We start from the raw sequence: 17,095 nt of genomic DNA on the forward strand, positions 1-17,095 counted from the left end.
TTTGGTGGCTATGGTGTCTGGAGAGTCCGGGGCGATTCACACTAATGTTCTCACCAAGCTACCGAACTCCTTGCAGCTCCAGGAGCTGAGCGCTTACGAATGTAATGAATGAAGTAGGGGAGTTATCCAAAGCGACCGGTAATGTAGTCTTCTGTCTGCTTCACTTTTGGTGAGGTGAAGATCTTATCGGTCACATCATGCTCAATCAATTCGCCCATGAACATAAAGGCGGTGTAGTCCGACACGCGTGCGGCTTGCTGCATGTTATGGGTCACGATGATAACGGTGTATTGCTCTTTCAACTCAGTAATCAACTGCTCTATACGCCCGGTGGAAATCGGGTCAAGAGCAGAGGTCGGTTCATCTAGAAGCAATACTTGGGGGCGCAAAGCGATGGTGCGCGCTATACACAGGCGCTGTTGCTGGCCACCCGACAGGCTCTGTGCGCTTTGTTTGAGCTTGTCCTTTACCTCGTTCCAAAGCGCTGCACCGTGGAGTGCTTGCTCTACGCGTGCATCCATTTCATGACGGGAGAGCTGTTCATGGTGGCGCACGGCATAGGCAATGTTGTCGTAAATGGACATCGGAAACGGCACCGGTTTCTGAAATACCATGCCGATATGGCTACGTAGCCGGTTCATCGAGTAATCAGGGGCGAGAATATTCTCACCGTTAAGCAGCACCTCGCCGCGCGCCTCCTGCTTCGGGTACATGGCGTAGATGCGGTTGAATACCCGCAATAATGTCGACTTCCCGCAACCTGAAGGGCCAATGATCGCAGTGATGCGTTTCTCTGGAATATCCATATCGATGGATTTCAGAGAGCGCTGGCTGTTGTAAAAAAAATCCAGGCCGCGAACGCGAATTTTGGTTTTTTCGTTAGCAGGATCATGGCTCTTCATCAGGTCGACCTATTGCGTAAAAGGATCAAGCGGGACAGTAAGCTGAGTATCAGTACAAACAAGGTCAGTACCAATGCGCCAGCCCAGGCTAAGGAGTGCCAGTCATCGAACGGGCTCATGGCGTACTGGAAAACCACCACGGGCACGCTGGCAATCGGTTTCAGAAGATTGCTGCTCCAGAACTGGTTGCCGAACGCTGTAAACAGCAGCGGTGCTGTTTCACCGGTAATTCTGGCCAGTGCGAGAAGCACACCGGTCACCACACCCGCTTTTGCAGCCCGCAATACGATTTGCAGAGTCAGTTTCCATTGTGGGACGCCTAATGCCAGCGCGGCTTCCCGCATGGTTGAGGGTTGTAACTGAAGCATCTCGTCAGTGGTTCTCACGACCACTGGAATCACCAATAGCGCCAATGCCAGGGCGCCGGCGATAGCGGAGAAACCGACTTGGTGGTTAGTCAGTATGTTCAACGGCAGGATAACGCCGGTGTAAATGAATAGGCCCAGCACAATGGACGGTGCCGACAGCAGAATGTCGTTAATGAAACGGACTGTGGTGCCCAGGCGCGAGTGGCGTGCGAATTCCGCTAGCCAGATTCCCGCCATCAAGCCAATCGGCGTACCGATCAGCAGGGCGATAGCGGACATCAAGGCACTGCCATAGAAGGCGTTTGCCAGACCACCTTCGGTACCAGGTGGCGGTGTCATCTGTGTGAAGAGACGAAGATTTAGCGCCTGAAATCCGTTGATTACCGTAGTCAACAGAATCCAGACCAACCAAATGAGGCCGAATGCCGTGGCGCCACAACTGAGCACCATTGCAAGCCGGTTCTTGACGGCGCGGATTTGGTAGAGACGTTCGTTACCAGTCATAGACCCTCCTTGCGTGAAAGCCGCATAAGCAGGAGTCGTGCTAATGCCAGCACAATAAAGGTGACGACAAACAGCAGGAAACCCAGCGCGATGAGTGCCGAGCGATGCAGGTCGGTATAGGCCTCGCTGAACTCGTTGGCGATTACTGACGCGATGGAGCTGCTTGGCATCAGCAATGAGGCGGAGAACTGTTGGGCATTACCCAGCACGAAAGTCACCGCCATGGTCTCGCCCAATGCCCGTCCGAGGCCCAGAAAAACTCCCCCGACAACCGCAGATCGGGTGTAAGGCAGAACAATGTCCCAGACCACTTCCCAAGTAGTGCTACCAAGTGCGTATGCAGACTCCTTGAGGGTTGTGGGAACACTACGGAACACCTCATGCATGACAGAGGTGATGAAGGGCATGATCATGATTGCCAGCACAATGCCCGCTGTCAGCATGCCAATTCCTAATGGCGGCCCCTGAAACAGCGAACCGACCAAAGGAAGTTCACCCAGATAGTCATTGATCCAGGGCGACAGGTTTTCTGCCATGAACGGGCCGAAAACGAACAGCCCCCACATTCCATAGATAATCGATGGAATCCCCGCAAGCAATTCAACCGCCGAGGCGACGGGCATCCGCAGCCAAGGCGGTGCTACTTCAGTAAGGAAAATCGCAATGCCAAAACTGACGGGAACAGCAATCAGTAACGCCAGAAAAGAGGTCACTAAGGTGCCGTAAATCGGTACCAACGCACCGAAGTGGTTATTGACGGCATCCCATTCAGTGCTTGTAAGAAAGTCGAGACCAAAGGTCTTGAGCGCAAGACTACCGCCCCAAAGTGTCGAGGCTGCGATGCTCGCCAGTAGCAACAGCACCAGCATTGCGGCGCCCAGCATTGAACGCTTGAACCAGAGATCATGACGCTGATCGCGAGCCGCACGCCTATCACTCGTTACGTCGCCAGTGTGAAGGGGCATGGTCAAAGGTTGGACTGTGTCGTTCATCATAAGTCTGCTCACAAACAAACCCCTTCGCCAGGCAAAACGGGCTTGAGGAAGGGGGCTTTTGAATGTTGCTGGATCAATGGGCGAAGTCAGACTTCCAGTAACCTTCAATCCGCTTTACCAGGGAGTCAGGCAACGCGACATAGTCCAGCGCCGAGGCCTGTTGCTGACCGTTCTCCAACGACCATTTGAAGAAGTTGAAGGCGGCTTGGCTTTGCTCGGCATTCTTTGGCTGTTTGTACATGATGATCCAAGTGGTCGCCGTGATCGGCCATGCGCTATCACCAGGCGCGTTGGTCATGATCAGGTTGAAATCCTTGGCGTTAGCCCAGTCCGCAGTGTCGGCAGCCGCTTGGAACGCTTTGGAGTTGGGCTGAATGAATTTCCCGGCGGCGTTTTTCAACTGCGCGTGCGTCATCTTGTTTTGCAGGGCGTAGGCGTACTCAACATAACCGATTGAGTTTTTGATCTGTTTTACGTAGGCGGAAACACCTTCGTTACCTTTGCCACCTACACCGACGGGCCAAGGCACAGCGGTGCCAAAACCGATTTTCGATTTCCAGCCATCACTCACTTTGGAGAGGTAGTTGGTAAAGTTATACGAGGTACCGGAGCCGTCAGAGCGGTGAACGACGGTGATTGTGCTGCCTGGCAATTTCATGCCCGGGTTCAATGCGACGATAGCCGGGTCGTTCCAGACGGTAATTTCACCAAGGAAGATTTTCGCCAGGGTCTCACCGTCGAGCTTCAACTGGCCCGGCGCGACCCCTTCAATGTTCATCACCGGCACGATGCCGCCAATGACACTGGGAAACTGGCCCAAGCCACCAGCCTTGAGATCATCGGCAGACAACGGTGCGTCAGACGCACCAAAATCCACTGTTGCAGCCTTGATCTGAGCGATACCGCCACCCGACCCGATCGACTGGTAATTGATACGGTTGCTGGAGCTTTTGCTGTAGTCCTGCGACCACTTGGATAAAACCGGATAGACAAAACTGGAGCCCGCGCCAGTAACATCGGTTGCATGAGCAAGGCTGCTCATGCAGAGGGAAGCCAACAAGACAGACAGGCTTTTTTTAGTCAGCAACATCACGACAACACCTCAATGGAAGGGGTCAAGTGGAGGTACCCACCTGGTCAGAGAAGTGACGATTTAATTCTTTATTTATTTCTGTCTGATGACCGTTTCGGCGCTTTCAGTAATATTTTGAAATAATTGTGAGCCGATCTTATTTTGCGCGTTTGCACGTCGAAAAATGCTCGACTGCACCAGCCCCCAGCCCATGGGGCTGCCGTTTTTTTCCTCGTATGCGGTATCGATGGCGGAAGCCGAGTGAGTTCAGGCAGGCCAGCCTTGCTCACATAATGGACAAATAGGCCATGAGCAAAACGCCCAGGATTGCAGTAATGACATTAATGCCAGGGCCTGCATTGACGCTGTAGCCAAGGGGGATCTCAACGGGCTTGAGGGTCTTGATCACCTTTTTGTATTGCCAGGATGACCAGCAGGCAACCCATGAGCCCAGCATGAGAAAAGCCAGTCCGATCCAGAACGAAAAATGTTGTCCAGGCGGCCCCCAAACGCCCGGCTTTAGCATCTGTAGCAGTAGCCCGGATCGTTCAATCAAAAAGCCAAAGGCCATCAGCGAAAGACTGGTTCGGTTCCACGCCAGCAAGGTTCTCTCAGCAGCAAAGAACACGCGTGGATCGTTCAGGTCGGACATTAAAATCTCCTTGTGCAAACAAGTTTTGAAACTGCTCCGCTCAGGTTAGTCATCTCGACCCGGGGCCTTGTAGTCGTGGCACATAAATAAACGGGTATCGTCGGGCCACTCGAACAACTTTTGAATGGACTGGAAGAGTTTTCGCGCATCGCCACCGGGAAAATCGCATCGCGCAGTGCCGTAATCAGGCATGAACAGCGCATCGCCGACAAAACCGGCATCACCGATTAGATCGGTCATGCAGGCCGGTGTATGTCCTGGGGCCAGTGTGCAACGGCTGTCGTTCAGCGACGGTTACAGGTTTTGATGCCCAGCAAGGTGTAGACAGGGCAGAAACGGAAAATGCCAGTGGCCAGGGGCAACAAACAGATCCAGCCCGCTGATCCCTGCGATACGCCGGTTGGCGACGACGAATAGACTGGCCCCCAGCTCAATCAATGCGCCACCGGCAAGGGATGACCAGGGAGTGAAGTTGAGCCAGTCGACATTAATGAAAGTTCTCCGGCGCAAAAATGTTGATACAGGGTTTGGATGACTGCCAATGCTGCGGGACTGCTGATGGGATAGGACACCTGCTTTCCGTGACTGCAGCGTATGCATATGACTAGATCGCTTTCACCAGCAAGGCCACCGCAACCACCATGGAAACTGCGGCGAAGCCTTTTTGTAAGTGTGGACCCGCTAGCCGTGCTGCGATCAGGCGCCCGCCGACCATTCCGACCAATGCTCCAGTGGAAAACGGAATGGCGACTGCCCACTGCAAGTGCCCGGCTGCCGAGCTTGCAGCAACGCCGGAAATTGAAACCAGCGCGATAACGGCCAGTGACGTTGCGAGCACTGACTGCGCGGTCAAATTGGTGTATCGCTGGAGCGCCGGCACCATCACAAAGCCACCGCCCACGCCGAGCAAGCCAGAGAGCCCTCCCGCGACAATGCCAGAGACGGTGAGTGCCCACGCACACGGACCAGTCCAGTTAAGCTTTCCTCGGTTGACGTCCAATAGACAAGGTGGTGGTTTGGATGTGACGGGGGGCTTCGACTCCGTGGAGGGCGCGAGCGATCGTTGATAGACCCGAAACGCAACGTACATCAGCACGAAGGCAAACAGGATCGTCAACGGGCGATTGGGTGTGCGCTGCGCCAGCCAAAGACCAAGGGGAGAACAGACGATCCCCGCGCCTGCAATTAGAAGCGCCGCTTTATAGCGGACGGTGCCGTTTTTGAGGCCCATTACGGCACCCAGGGTCGCGGCTAAACCGACAGCCAGTAAACCAATTGGCCCTGCCTCGGCCATGCTCAAGCCGACTCCGAACACCAGTAATGGAACAGCCAGTATTCCTCCGCCGGCGCCGGTCAGCGCCAGAATGACTCCTACAGTAAGACCGAGCAGTAAGACCACGATCATCCCAGTCTCCTTGCCTTCAGGTCTGATTTCATACGTCAGCCATCTCAGGTTTCGCCATCCACTCATGGCCCTTGAGCATTCCCTTCCAATACAGCGGTGGAAGAATCCGCTCTTTGAGCAGCCATGCCAGCCTCGATGGCCGGGTACCGTCAATCAGCCAGGATGGAAAACTGGGGGCAACCTTGCCGCCATAGGTGAATTCAGCCAGTACGATCTTGCCGCGCTCAACCGTCAGCGGGCAGGAGCCGTAACCGTCGTAATGGGCGCTGCCTTTCGCTTTCCCCATTGCAGCCAACACATTATGGGCAACGACTGGCGCCTGCTTGCGCGCTGCTGCCGCGGTTTTGGCGTTGCTGGAGTTGGTGGCGTCTCCCAGCGCGTGAATATTTGCCCAGGTTTTATGGCGCAGAGTGGCAGGGTCTACATCAATCCAGCCAGCCGCATCAGCGAGAGGGCTGACCCGAACGAAATCCGGCGCAATTTGCGGCGGCACCACATGAAGTAGATCGAAGTCGCGCGTAACAATATGGGAGCTGCCATCCGGATTGACGCAGTTGAACGTTGCAGTCCGTGCGGGCCCATTCACGCTGGTGAGTGTGTTGCCGAAATTCAGGTCGATTCCATAGGCCTTGATGTATTCCATCAGTGCGGGCACGTAGTCGGGAACTCCGAACAGCACCGCACCGGCGCTGCAAAACTCGATCTCGACTTTGTCCAATACACCGGTACGTTTCCAATGATCGGCAGATAGGTACATTGCTTTTTGCGGCGCCCCGGCACATTTGATTGGCATGGGCGGTTGCGTGAAAATGGCCCGGCCACCACGCAGTTGCTGCACCAGTTCCCACGTATAAGGCGCAAGGTGATACAGGTAGTTTGAAGTCACGCCGTTGCGGCCCAGGGTGTCCGACAACCCCTCGATTGCGTGCCAATTGAGCTTCAGGCCGGGGCACACGATCAGTTGCTCGTATTTGACGACTCTGCATCCATCAAGAATGACGGCATTTCTCTCGGGTTCGAAAGCGGCGACCGCCGACTTGATCCAATGCACACCGCGGGGGATGGTCGTACCCATCGTGCGGGCAGTTTGGGGTGCATCGAAAACTCCACAGCCGACAAGTGTCCAGCCAGGCTGATAGTAGTGCACATCTGCCGGGTCGATGATGGAAACGTCGAGTCCAGGGTCTCGTGCCAGCAAACTGGATGCAGTCGCGATACCTGCCGCACCGCCCCCGATGATGACCACTGTATGTTGCGCCTCAGCCACTTCGACCGGCGTGCGCCCTTGATTCACAATCCGGCGAATGACGCCTTTCATATCGAACCCGGCTTTTTTGGCGGACTCGACGATGTGTGGCAGGGATTGTTGGCCCGCTTGTGACAGCGCCCACATCGTTGTCGAGCGCATACCGGAACGGCAATAGGCCAACACCGGTTTTGGCAGTGTTTCAAGGAGCTTGCCGAAGGCAATACCTTGCTCATCGGTGACTTTGCCTGATTCCGCGGGAAGGTAGTGCGCCTCGATGCCGAGCGCTTGGGCGGCTCGTTTGATTTCGGCAAACAAGGGTTGATCGCCGCCTTCACCATCGGGACGGTTACACACAATGGCGCGAAAACCGGCGTCTTTCAGTTCTGCCAATTGATTGGGAAAAATCTGTTCTGATACCGACAGTCCAGGCGCAAGGCAACGAATGTCCATAAGGGTCTCCGTTAAGGGTATTTTTCTTCTGAGTTTTTTGGGGGGAGGGCAACGTCAGGCGACGTTGAGCGGGATTTTCAGGTAGCGGGTCCCGTTCGCTTCAGGCTCAGGCAAGTGCCCGGCGCGCATGTTGACCTGAACGGATGGCAGGATCAGCGTCGGCATGTCCATCGATGCATCACGCTTGGTGCGCATCGCCACGAACTCCTCCTCACTGATGCCGTTACGCACATGAACGTTGTGCGCGCGCTGGTCGGCAACGGTACTGACGTACTGCACCTCGCGGCCACCAGGCTGGTAGTCGTGGCACATGTACAGCAGGGTATTGCCCGGCAGACCCAACACCTTGTTGATTGACTGGAACAACGTCCGCGCATTGCCGCCGGGAAAGTCACAGCGTGCAGTACCGTAGTCCGGCATAAACAAGGTATCGCCGACGAATGCAGCCGTTTCGGTCCCATCGCTGATCACATAAGTCATACAGGCCGGTGTGTGGCCCGGTGTATGAAGTGCGTGGCATTGCAGCGTGCCAATGGCAAACGGCTCGTCATTAACGAACAGGTGATCGAACTGGCTTCCGTCGCGGGGCATCTCGCCACCAGTATTGAACAGCGTGCCAAACACCTCTTGCACCGTCGAAATCTGACTACCGATCCCTATTTTTCCACCGAGTTTTTCCTTCAGGTATGGCGCGGCCGTCAGGTGGTCCGCGTGGACGTGGGTCTCAAGAATCCAGTCGACCGTAGCATTGAGTTCGTTCACCCTCGCAATCAATTTGTCGGCAGACGTTGTGGCGGTGTGGCCGGATTTAGGGTCGTAATCAAGTACGCTGTCGATTAAAGCGCAGTGGTGGGTGGCTTCATCCAACACAAGATAGCTGACGGTATTGGTGGCAGAATCGAAGAATCCTTCGACGTGAAGTTTTACGCTCATGACCTGTCTCCTTAGGGGGCTTTTACCAAGCCGCTCACACTAAGGACTGACATAGCAATAAGTCTGCCAGGCTCGGCCTGCACAAAAATATGTTGTTATCTCTTTGATTTTATTCTGTTTAATTTTCTAGATGTGGTTTGAGCTTTTCTGCATCTGCCTCGATTCACTGCCATTGGCAGTGCTTGTTGACAGGGGTGGCAGTGTCACGACAGGATGGATGGATTCTTAGGAGCCGAGATGAAGACTATCCTGACTATCCCAACCCATTCACTCCCGCACCCGGATCAAGTGCAGTCACTGGTTTCGTTTCTTGAGCACGAACCCCAGCCGATGATCGTGCTTGATCCGGACTACAACATCCTGGCAGCCAACACTGCCTATCAGCGGCAGTTTGGCAGCACTGACAAACCCTTTATCGGACATAAGTGTTATCAAATCTCACACCATTACGATGTGCCTTGTGATCAGGCGGGTGAGAATTGTCCGATGAAAAAGGCGCAGGAAATGCGCGGACCGGATCGTGTTTTGCACATTCACCACACGCCTCGCGGTCCAGAGCATGTCGACGTCGAATTGCGCCCGATTCTAGACGAGCACGGTGTTATTACTGCCTACGTGGAGCGTCTCACCCTGGTCCGCAGTGCATCAGCACGACCCAGCAACGAAGGGTTGGTCGGCCGTTCACCAGCCTTTAATCGAGCGCTGTCAGAGCTGCAGCGGGTGGCACCATCAATGCTGCCGGTGCTGCTGCTCGGCGAGTCCGGTACGGGCAAAGAGCTGTTCGCCCGTGCCGTACATGAGACCAGCGAGCGGGCCACTGGACCCTTTGTCGTCGTTGATTGCTCTGGATTGACCGAAACGTTATTTGAGAGCGAACTGTTCGGCCATGAAAAAGGAGCATTCACCGGTGCCACCACGCGTAAGCCTGGCTTGGTTGAAACAGCCCAAGGCGGCACGTTGTTTCTCGATGAAATTGGCGATGTTCCACTGGCAATGCAAGTGAAGTTATTGCGCCTGATCGAATCGGGCACTTATCGCCGTGTCGGGAGTGTCGAGACCCTTCACGCTAACTTCAGGTTAATTGCTGCGACCCACAAACCACTGGAAAAAATGATGGAGAAAGGCGAGTTCAGGCAGGACCTGTACTACCGCATCAGCGCCTTTCCCATTCAGTTACCGCCCTTGCGCAACCGGGTTGAGGACATTGGTTTGCTTGTGAATTCATTTCTGCAACGTGCCGGTACAGGCAAACGCCGACTGACGATAGATGCAGATGCTCTGATGCAATTGCAGCGGTTTTCCTGGCCCGGCAATATCCGTGAATTACGCAATGTTCTGGAAAGAGCCAGTCTGTTCGCTGACGATGGGGTGATCCGCTCCATACATTTGCCCCAGGTATCCGTGGTGGCGTCTGCTCAGGCCTCTACTTCAACTGCTATCGACGGCAGCTCGCTGGCACAGGAACTGGCGACTTTCAAAGGTACCCGCAGTGAGCTGGCCAGGCACCTGGGTATTAGCGAACGGACTTTGTATCGACGATTGAAAGAACAAGGTCTGGCCTAGTAGTAAGTGCTCAAGTCACAAGACTGCCAATGACTGCCAGCCCTGGCAGATTGGCAGCGCACTGGCCTCTCGCGCATCACCGGCTTGCTGATTAAGTGACTGTTTTAAAACGAGAAAATAAAACTTCTTGCCCTTGGCATGCCATGTGCTAACTGCATAGCCATGACCATTTCCGACAAACGACTTCGACGCCATCTGCTCACGGCAGTAGTGATCAAACTACTGGTGCTGACAGTGTTGTGGTGGCTGTTCATCCGGGATTCGCGCGTTAGCGTCGACTCGAACACCATCGGCGACAGGTTCGGTGTACCCACCTCGACTCAAGGGGCAAGCAAGTGATTTCAGAACACCTGGTGGATTTGTCTCGGCTGCAGTTTGCAGCCACTGCGCTTTACCACTTTCTATTTGTACCGCTCACGGTTGGCATGGTTTGGCTGCTGGTCATCATGGAAAGTGTCTATGTGATGACCGGTCATGTCATCTGGAAAGACATGACGCGTTTCTGGGGCAAGCTGTTCGGCATCAACTTCGCCTTGGGGGTGACTACGGGCATCACCCTGGAGTTTCAGTTCGGTACCAACTGGGCGTATTACTCGCACTACGTCGGCGATATCTTCGGAGCCCCACTGGCAATCGAAGGCATGATGGCGTTTTTTCTTGAATCGACCATGATCGGACTGTTCTTCTTTGGTTGGGATCGTCTGAAGAAAGAGCACCATTTGCTGGTCACGCTGCTGATGGCGATTGGTACAAACCTTTCGGCGTTGTGGATTTTGATCGCCAATGGATGGATGCAGAACCCGGTGGGTTCAGAGTTCAGTTACATCACCATGCGTATGGAGATGGTTGATTTTTGGGCGGTGGTTTTCAATCCAGTGGCGCAGGCCAAGTTTGTCCACACCGTCTCAGCCGGTTACGTCACCGGCTCGATGTTTGTGCTGTCGATTTCCAGTTGGTATTTGCTCAAGAATCGTGATGTCGAGTTTGCCAAACGTAGCTTCCGGGTGGCGGCAGCCTTTGGCCTGGCATCGGTGCTGAGTGTGATCGTATTGGGTGATGAGTCTGGTTACACGGTGGGTGAGGCACAGCAAACCAAAATGGCAGCCATGGAGGCCATGTGGGAAACGAAGCCTGCACCGGCAGGCCTGACGTTGGTGGCCAGTATTAATGAAGCCGAGTCCAAGAATAACTGGGAAGTTGAAGTGCCTTGGCTGATGGGCTTGATTGGCACACGATCAGTCAGCAAGCAAATTCCAGGCATTCATGAGATTAAAGAAAAGAACCGCGCTCGAATTCTCCGAGGCATTACCGCCGTCAATGCTCTTGAAGCCGTCAGGGCCAATCGCACCGATTCAGCAGCGCTCAAGACATTCGAAGAATACAAAGCCGATCTGGGCTTTGGCTTGCTGCTCAAGAAGTATGTCGAGGACGTCAACCAGGCAACGCCGGCCATTATCGAAATGGCTGTAAACGATACTGTCCCGCGGGTGACGCCTATGTTCTGGGCGTTCCGGATCATGGTAGGTCTTGGTTTTGCCATGCTAATGCTCTTCGGCCTTGCCTTCTGGAGCACCCTGAAGTCGACCTGCACGCGCCGCCGCTGGTTACTGCGTTGGGCGCTCTGCATGCTGCCTGCGCCATGGATTGCCTGTGAGCTGGGCTGGTTCGTCGCTGAGTACGGCCGCCAGCCCTGGACCATATACGGCGTGCTGCCGACCCACATGAGCGTATCCACGCTTAGCGTCAACAACCTCTATGGCTCGCTGGCAGGATTCATCGTTTTCTACACCGTGCTGCTGGTGGTTGAAATGTTCCTGATGGTCAAGTTTGCCCGTCAAGGTCCAGGCAGCCTCGGTACCGGCCGTTATGTTCACGATGCCCATTTGAAGGAACTCCTCCATGCTTGATTACTTCACCCTGAAAATTATCTGGTGGGCGCTGGTCGGTGTACTGCTGATCGGCTTCGCCATCATGGACGGCCACGATATGGGGGTTGGCACGCTGCTGCCTTTTGTTGGCCGCAATGACATGGAGCGTCGCGTCGTTATCAATACCGTCGGTCCGCATTGGGATGGAAATCAGGTTTGGTTCATCACTGCGGGCGGCGCGTTGTTCGCGGCATGGCCAGTGGTGTATGCCACGGCATTCAGCGGGTTCTATTGGGCGATGATTCTGGTCCTCTGGGCGTTGTTCTTCCGCCCCGTGGGTTTTGACTATCGCAGCAAGATCCACAACTCCACCTGGCGCAGCACCTGGGACTGGGGACTCTTTGTGGGTGGGGCAGTGCCGCCCCTGGTGTTCGGGATCGCGTTTGGCAACCTGCTGCAAGGTGTACCGTTCCACTTCAACGACCTTCTGGTATCGACGTATACCGGCAGTTTCTGGCAACTGCTGAATCCCTTTGCACTTCTGACCGGCGTTGTGAGTAGTGCAATGATCACCTTACAGGGCGGAGCTTATCTGGCGCATCGCACGGAAGGTGTTATCCAGGCGAGGGCAATCAAAGGCGCTGTTGGCGCGGCGATTGTGCTGGTGTGCTCATTCACCTTTGCCGGTATCTGGTTGCAATCCATCGATGGTTATCGCATCACGTCAATCGTTGATACCGCCGGACTACCCGATATTCTCAACAAGTCCGTAGTGCGCGAAGCGGGCGCGTGGATGGCCAACTATGGTCACTTTCCTTTGTTGTGGCTGTTGCCCGTACTGGGATTGGTAGGCGCTGCAGGTGCCGCCATGTTGCTGATGATGCGTCGCACACTTTCGGCGTTTGTTGCCTCATCGCTTGCGGTGATCGCAGTGATCAGCACGGCGGGCGTGTCGATGTTTCCATTCATCATGCCGTCATCAACAGTGCCTGCGGCAAGCCTTACTGTGTGGGACAGCGTCTCCAGTCATTTAAGCCTGGCCATCATGTTCTGGGCCACGTTGATCTTCATGCCACTGATCGTGATTTACACCTCGTGGGCGTATCGCGTTATGCGGGGCAAGGTCACCGTCGCACAGATCAAAGCCAACGAACATTCAGCCTACTAGTGCCGGCAAAGGAGTAATAAACATGTGGTATTTCGCCTGGATGCTGGGAGTCGGTTTTGCATTGCTACTGGCTATATTGAATGCGATGTGGGGCGAGAACGAAGCTGGCCGAGCCTTGAGCGACAACGACGAGACACTGTCATGATGCCGCGTGTCGCTAACGCTCAGCCAACCTCACACATTCATGTACTGAGTTTGGTTATCGCTTTAGCGATCATGCTCGCTTGTACGCTCTATCCCCCCATGATGGCCGCCCCCGATGGGAAAGCTGACCATGGTCTGGCTACTGCATTATTCGCAGCTATGAGTGTGGCCTTTGTGAGAGGTGTGGGTTTTGTCCCGAGGATGCTCGTCTGGCGGTGGCTTTTCTCCGGCTGGACCTGCTTTGCGTTACTTGCAGTGGCTGGTTGGGTAAAGTTTCTACATTGAGATCTGGCGACAAGAAATGACGCAGCATTACCAAGCTATGACATGACGGCATTCGCGCAGTCAGTGATAGCTTGGTTTCGTCTGAACTGACTCATTCAGTACCTTGGCCGATTGTCACTCCGTTCACCTTTTGCCCATAGAGATTGACCCCATCATTTGCGTGAAATTTTAATCGGGTCTGCTCGACAGAGCCGGCAATCATCCTTGGGTCTTTTGGTCGTTCGTGGCTGTTCATATAGGCTGCAACGTGCCACGCCTCATCGGAAGAGAGCGTTCCCCCCTGACCTAACGGCATATTCGATTTTATGAAGCCGGCAGCGGTATTGATTCGATGCATTCCCGCACCCCAGTTGAATGAGTCTTTACCCCAAAGTGGTGGAAACACATAGTCGCTTCCTGCTTTCTGACCTTCACCTTCAGCTCCGTGGCATACAGAACACTGCTTGGCGTAGATAGCCTTTCCCTTGGTGAGATCAAAACCTCCGGCAGGTTCAGGAATCTCGGGATAAGAACGTCCGGGCAGTTCCTGTCCTGTAGGTGCACCCGTTGCGAGCCAGTATGAGTATGCGGTTAGAGCTGCTATGACTTGACTGTCCGCTGGAGGCGGTTTTCCGTTCATGCTGAACTGAAAACATCCTTGTAGACGCTCAGCGTAGGTGTTGACCTTGTCGTTCTTTTTTCGATAAGCGGGGTACATTGTGTAAGCTCCCCAAAGAGGAGCAGAGTCAGCTTTTCTTCCCTGTTCCAAATGGCAGTTGGTGCAATTTAATCCGTTTCCTACGAACTCGGATGCATTGGCTTTCGTATCTACAAAGATCGCGTGGCCTTGCTGGACTAATCGACCAAAAGCATTGTCGGGTAGCGTCTCCTCTGCGGGAGGGAGAAATGTGGGAGGCTTCTTCTGAGTTGGATTCGTGCTTTTGGGTGATGCGGTTGATTCTGCAACTTCAGTAGCACAAGCCATCGATATAATATTGAAAGTGATAAGTGCAGCGATGATGGATTTCATGGCTAGCCTCTATTTACTGAGCTCAGCAAAATATTGGGAAACAGCCTCGACCTCGGTATCAGTGAGCGAGCGTGCAATATGTCCCATGAGATCGTCTGGATCATTTTTTCGAGTCTTCTGCCGCCAAGCATTCAGTTGTGATGTGAGGTATTGAGCCGACTGGCCTGAGATCGGGGGAAAGGAGGCGCCGACTCCGATACCACTTGGGCCATGGCACGCCACGCACTCGGGAATGTTCCGATCCCAGGCGCCTCTCAAGGCCAGGATTTCCCCTGGTCCTTTCGCCACGTGCGCGCGGTTCACTGGTTTTACTGCCGGACTTGGCATCTTGGCGAGCATCACTGCGAGTGCATTCGACTCGTCTTCACTCAATGCCTGAGCGATTGGTTGCATTATTGGATTAGCTCTAGAGCCAGAGCGAAAATCAGTGATCTGCTTCGTCAGATATTCAGCAGGTAGGCCTGCAAGCCTTGGAAAACCAGCCGCAGGCATACCCAGGCCGTCTGCACCATGACAGGTTGAGCAGGCTATGACCCCTGGATTAGAGCCTCCTTGGGTGAATATTTTTTGTGCGTCCGCTGCAAAAGAGGGTGTCGTAAATGCACCGGATAAAATAAAAACTAATACCCATCGTGAGATTTCCATCGGGTAGCCTCATTGTTATTTTTTTATAACACGGGTTTCGATTAATTAGGTTAGTCGTAATGTAGGCGGATGTTATGACTTCTTTTTTGCCCATGACGCGTTGACGCCAACACCGCATTAATCACTTGCTGATACACGATCGATCCACCTCTGCAGGGTTTCTTGACTCGTGTAATCAGGTGCAGAAGCGAATGGTAAAAATTGACCACTTTGCAATCTTGAAAAATTCGTACATCACCTCGTACATGTTTCCTGCTCCAAATAAAAAAAGCGCCACTCAATGAGTGGCGCTTTTTTTTGCGCGTGTTTTATGGAATCGGAAAACGCGATGCCGCTGTCTGGCGTTTTCTTGCGGCGCTGGTCTGCGCGATTAGACGTAAACGGTGATACACGCAACATCACTCAATAAGCGGCGGCCGATAAGCCCGCAATTCCAAAATCGCGGGAGCATCAGAAGTGACGGTGAGCTCAACGACATGATGTGTATTGGGAAGGCTGGTTGCCAGTACATGACGCTGCTGCACCGAGCCATTTGGCAAGACAGTTGCCAGTTCGTCTCCGCAGGCGAATCGACGCTCCCATTGAAAGCTTTGTTCCTCCGCGAGACCTTTGCCCGATACCGTCTTGGCATGGGAAAGATTCCAGGCATCCGGCTGTATGGTTACGTTTCCCGAGAGCGAGTTGAAAACGTCCTTGCTCGAGCCGCTTCCGTCTGCTCCTGTACGAGCGCTCTCGATTTCAAAGTCGAAGACATCTTGCGAGATGTCGAGATGGCGTACCCGAAGCGTCCAAACATCCGCTTCGTGGTAAGTGGGACGTACATTGACTTTTTTCAGGGCCGGCCAATCCGGAACGTTAGGCAAACGTGTCACTCGGCTGGTCTGCCAACAGCCGTCGAGTTCGCCAGGGGCCTTTCCGTCGATTTTGATATCTACTTTTCCGTCCAGGGGGCCCGCGGCAATGAGTTCGGCGCGATTGCCGTCAAATTCATATCGAGTCTTTTCGCCCGGCACCGGCGGAGTAAAACTCCGAACCTGGCCGACAGTGTTCGGCCCATTATTTTGAGGAAGATCCGCAAGCTCCTCCAGCCATGAGGTAAACAGGTGAGCCATAACGGTCCACCCCTTGGCGTTAGGATGCGGTGGATCGGCGAGAAGATCAGTTGATTGAAGATTATTTTCCTGCAAATAGGTATTCCAGCGCTGGCGGCGCGGTTCCAGCGCAAGGTCATATTTTGCCGCCATGGCAGGCTCCCAGACGCCGGACATGAACTCTTCCCAGTTTTTTTGCTTGAACCAGAAATGACCCTCACAGCCCTCGAGCGGCGCCCATCGAAGGTGAAGGCCTGGGTCACACAGGGGTTCAAGCGGAATGACGACGTGGTCGCTTTGAATGATGATGTCGGAAGCCGTTTTTGAACGAAGGATCCGTATAATTCGTTCGTAGGCACGGTGATCGCCATAAACGTGAAAAACGATCAGGTCGGGATAGGTTTCCTCCACGTCGCGGGCGACCGCCTGTTCCAACAGAACGGCGTTCCACCCGCCCAAAGCGAGGTTGCGGTATTCAAACGCCACGTTTGGATATTTGGCTCGCAGCGCCGCAATAGCCAGGTCGGTCCATTTCGGCGAACTGATTGACTGTCCATAGAAAAGAATTTTCAGGACCTGCGGCTTCTCTGCAGTTGCTGAACGAATAATTGACAATGAACGGCCGATCGCCTGACCGGGATCGGGAGGAGCGGGCTCTGCGGATACCTGCAGACAGCAACTTGTAAGCATTAGGCTGAAGATGAGGACACGATTGACTTTCCGCCACATCAAAACACCACATGTTAGAAAGTTAATCGGTCACATCACCTGCGAGAGTGCTGCAAGACATCC

Annotated in this window: 17 protein-coding genes and 3 pseudogenes; 6 read left to right on the forward strand and 14 right to left on the reverse strand. The window is 54.1% G+C overall.

Features of this window, described 5'->3' with window-relative positions:
• Positions 1 to 122 precede the first annotated feature (122 nt).
• The 11 genes and pseudogenes from pstB to ACM1ZW_RS23195 form a co-directional block, all read right to left on the reverse strand.
• Positions 123 to 902, reverse strand: a complete 780-nt coding sequence (pstB, locus tag ACM1ZW_RS23145) for a phosphate ABC transporter ATP-binding protein PstB (protein WP_017339129.1) — start codon at positions 900 to 902, stop codon at positions 123 to 125.
• Complete coding sequence (pstA, locus tag ACM1ZW_RS23150; protein ID WP_017339128.1) at positions 902 to 1,774, reverse strand: phosphate ABC transporter permease PstA; 873 nt, start codon at positions 1,772 to 1,774, stop codon at positions 902 to 904. Before pstA ends, pstB begins: the two co-directional genes overlap by 1 nt.
• Positions 1,771 to 2,739 (reverse strand): phosphate ABC transporter permease subunit PstC, encoded by a 969-nt coding sequence (pstC, locus tag ACM1ZW_RS23155; RefSeq protein WP_414883952.1) that lies wholly within the window; start codon positions 2,737 to 2,739, stop codon positions 1,771 to 1,773. Before pstC ends, pstA begins: the two co-directional genes overlap by 4 nt.
• A gap of 103 nt (positions 2,740 to 2,842) precedes the next feature.
• On the reverse strand, positions 2,843 to 3,859 hold the full coding sequence (gene pstS / locus ACM1ZW_RS23160; RefSeq protein ID WP_017339126.1) for a phosphate ABC transporter substrate-binding protein PstS: 1,017 nt from the start codon (positions 3,857 to 3,859) through the stop codon (positions 2,843 to 2,845).
• A 268-nt stretch (positions 3,860 to 4,127) separates the two neighbouring features.
• On the reverse strand, positions 4,128 to 4,493 hold the full coding sequence (locus tag ACM1ZW_RS23165) for a YidH family protein (protein WP_416739430.1): 366 nt from the start codon (positions 4,491 to 4,493) through the stop codon (positions 4,128 to 4,130).
• A 48-nt stretch (positions 4,494 to 4,541) separates the two neighbouring features.
• Positions 4,542 to 4,760 (reverse strand): annotated as a pseudogene (locus ACM1ZW_RS23170) (MBL fold metallo-hydrolase); the annotation flags it as partial.
• A gap of 17 nt (positions 4,761 to 4,777) precedes the next feature.
• Positions 4,778 to 4,879: pseudogene (locus ACM1ZW_RS23175) on the reverse strand (DUF2892 domain-containing protein); the annotation flags it as partial.
• A pseudogene (locus ACM1ZW_RS23180) lies at positions 4,866 to 4,985 on the reverse strand (YeeE/YedE family protein); the annotation flags it as partial. The pseudogenes ACM1ZW_RS23180 and ACM1ZW_RS23175, both read right to left, overlap by 14 nt.
• A 112-nt stretch (positions 4,986 to 5,097) precedes the next feature.
• A complete protein-coding gene (locus ACM1ZW_RS23185) occupies positions 5,098 to 5,898 on the reverse strand; it encodes a sulfite exporter TauE/SafE family protein (protein WP_017339124.1) in 801 nt (266 codons plus the stop codon).
• Between the two features lie 28 nt (positions 5,899 to 5,926).
• Positions 5,927 to 7,597: a TIGR01244 family sulfur transferase gene (locus tag ACM1ZW_RS23190; protein ID WP_416739431.1), complete on the reverse strand. Its 1,671-nt coding sequence runs from the start codon at positions 7,595 to 7,597 to the stop codon at positions 5,927 to 5,929.
• Positions 7,598 to 7,651: 54 nt separating this feature from the next.
• A complete protein-coding gene (locus ACM1ZW_RS23195) occupies positions 7,652 to 8,530 on the reverse strand; it encodes an MBL fold metallo-hydrolase (protein WP_416739432.1) in 879 nt (292 codons plus the stop codon).
• A gap of 237 nt (positions 8,531 to 8,767) precedes the next feature.
• On the opposite strand from ACM1ZW_RS23195, the gene ACM1ZW_RS23200 reads away from it, so the two are divergent.
• From ACM1ZW_RS23200 to ACM1ZW_RS23225, 6 genes are all read left to right on the forward strand, one after another.
• Positions 8,768 to 10,093 carry a sigma-54 interaction domain-containing protein gene (locus tag ACM1ZW_RS23200; RefSeq protein ID WP_416739433.1) on the forward strand — a complete coding sequence of 442 codons (1,326 nt, stop codon included), beginning with the start codon at positions 8,768 to 8,770 and terminating at the stop codon, positions 10,091 to 10,093.
• 162 nt (positions 10,094 to 10,255) lie between these two features.
• Positions 10,256 to 10,432 (forward strand): cytochrome oxidase putative small subunit CydP, encoded by a 177-nt coding sequence (cydP, locus tag ACM1ZW_RS23205; RefSeq protein ID WP_338012305.1) that lies wholly within the window; start codon positions 10,256 to 10,258, stop codon positions 10,430 to 10,432.
• Positions 10,429 to 12,000 carry a cytochrome ubiquinol oxidase subunit I gene (locus tag ACM1ZW_RS23210; RefSeq protein WP_416739434.1) on the forward strand — a complete coding sequence of 524 codons (1,572 nt, stop codon included), beginning with the start codon at positions 10,429 to 10,431 and terminating at the stop codon, positions 11,998 to 12,000. The genes cydP and ACM1ZW_RS23210 overlap by 4 nt, the downstream gene beginning before the upstream one ends.
• On the forward strand, positions 11,993 to 13,129 hold the full coding sequence (gene cydB, locus ACM1ZW_RS23215; RefSeq protein ID WP_017339119.1) for a cytochrome d ubiquinol oxidase subunit II: 1,137 nt from the start codon (positions 11,993 to 11,995) through the stop codon (positions 13,127 to 13,129). The genes ACM1ZW_RS23210 and cydB overlap by 8 nt, the downstream gene beginning before the upstream one ends.
• Before the next feature lie 22 nt (positions 13,130 to 13,151).
• Positions 13,152 to 13,274 carry a cytochrome bd-I oxidase subunit CydX gene (cydX, locus tag ACM1ZW_RS23220; RefSeq protein WP_090185398.1) on the forward strand — a complete coding sequence of 41 codons (123 nt, stop codon included), beginning with the start codon at positions 13,152 to 13,154 and terminating at the stop codon, positions 13,272 to 13,274.
• Entirely contained in the window at positions 13,271 to 13,558 is a 288-nt protein-coding gene (locus ACM1ZW_RS23225) for a cyd operon YbgE family protein (protein WP_017339117.1), read from the forward strand. The genes cydX and ACM1ZW_RS23225 overlap by 4 nt, the downstream gene beginning before the upstream one ends.
• A gap of 91 nt (positions 13,559 to 13,649) precedes the next feature.
• On the opposite strand, the gene ACM1ZW_RS23230 is transcribed toward ACM1ZW_RS23225, so the two are convergent.
• From ACM1ZW_RS23230 to ACM1ZW_RS23240, 3 genes are all read right to left on the reverse strand, one after another.
• Positions 13,650 to 14,567 (reverse strand): c-type cytochrome, encoded by a 918-nt coding sequence (locus ACM1ZW_RS23230; protein ID WP_416739435.1) that lies wholly within the window; start codon positions 14,565 to 14,567, stop codon positions 13,650 to 13,652.
• Between the two features lie 9 nt (positions 14,568 to 14,576).
• The gene (locus tag ACM1ZW_RS23235) at positions 14,577 to 15,212 is read right to left on the reverse strand and encodes a c-type cytochrome (RefSeq protein WP_414883680.1); all 636 of its coding nucleotides are present in this window, start codon (positions 15,210 to 15,212) and stop codon (positions 14,577 to 14,579) included.
• 398 nt (positions 15,213 to 15,610) lie between these two features.
• Positions 15,611 to 17,032, reverse strand: a complete 1,422-nt coding sequence (locus ACM1ZW_RS23240; protein WP_416739436.1) for an SGNH/GDSL hydrolase family protein — start codon at positions 17,030 to 17,032, stop codon at positions 15,611 to 15,613.
• Positions 17,033 to 17,095: the final 63 nt, after the last annotated feature.

It is taken from the genome of Pseudomonas sp. NFX71, assembly GCF_048079215.1.
Lineage (GTDB): Bacteria > Pseudomonadota > Gammaproteobacteria > Pseudomonadales > Pseudomonadaceae > Aquipseudomonas > Aquipseudomonas fluorescens_B.

Coding starts and splice junctions, on each gene's coding strand:
- pstB (WP_017339129.1), bottom strand. CDS start 902: ATGAAGAGCCATGATCCTGCTAACGAAAAAACCAAAATTCGCGTTCGC.
- pstA (WP_017339128.1), bottom strand. CDS start 1,774: ATGACTGGTAACGAACGTCTCTACCAAATCCGCGCCGTCAAGAACCGG.
- pstC (WP_414883952.1), bottom strand. CDS start 2,739: ATGCCCCTTCACACTGGCGACGTAACGAGTGATAGGCGTGCGGCTCGC.
- pstS (WP_017339126.1), bottom strand. CDS start 3,859: ATGTTGCTGACTAAAAAAAGCCTGTCTGTCTTGTTGGCTTCCCTCTGC.
- ACM1ZW_RS23165 (WP_416739430.1), bottom strand. CDS start 4,493: ATGTCCGACCTGAACGATCCACGCGTGTTCTTTGCTGCTGAGAGAACC.
- ACM1ZW_RS23185 (WP_017339124.1), bottom strand. CDS start 5,898: ATGATCGTGGTCTTACTGCTCGGTCTTACTGTAGGAGTCATTCTGGCG.
- ACM1ZW_RS23190 (WP_416739431.1), bottom strand. CDS start 7,597: ATGGACATTCGTTGCCTTGCGCCTGGACTGTCGGTATCAGAACAGATT.
- ACM1ZW_RS23195 (WP_416739432.1), bottom strand. CDS start 8,530: ATGAGCGTAAAACTTCACGTCGAAGGATTCTTCGATTCTGCCACCAAT.
- ACM1ZW_RS23200 (WP_416739433.1), top strand. CDS start 8,768: ATGAAGACTATCCTGACTATCCCAACCCATTCACTCCCGCACCCGGAT.
- cydP (WP_338012305.1), top strand. CDS start 10,256: ATGACCATTTCCGACAAACGACTTCGACGCCATCTGCTCACGGCAGTA.
- cydB (WP_017339119.1), top strand. CDS start 11,993: ATGCTTGATTACTTCACCCTGAAAATTATCTGGTGGGCGCTGGTCGGT.
- cydX (WP_090185398.1), top strand. CDS start 13,152: ATGTGGTATTTCGCCTGGATGCTGGGAGTCGGTTTTGCATTGCTACTG.
- ACM1ZW_RS23225 (WP_017339117.1), top strand. CDS start 13,271: ATGATGCCGCGTGTCGCTAACGCTCAGCCAACCTCACACATTCATGTA.
- ACM1ZW_RS23230 (WP_416739435.1), bottom strand. CDS start 14,567: ATGAAATCCATCATCGCTGCACTTATCACTTTCAATATTATATCGATG.
- ACM1ZW_RS23235 (WP_414883680.1), bottom strand. CDS start 15,212: ATGGAAATCTCACGATGGGTATTAGTTTTTATTTTATCCGGTGCATTT.
- ACM1ZW_RS23240 (WP_416739436.1), bottom strand. CDS start 17,032: ATGTGGCGGAAAGTCAATCGTGTCCTCATCTTCAGCCTAATGCTTACA.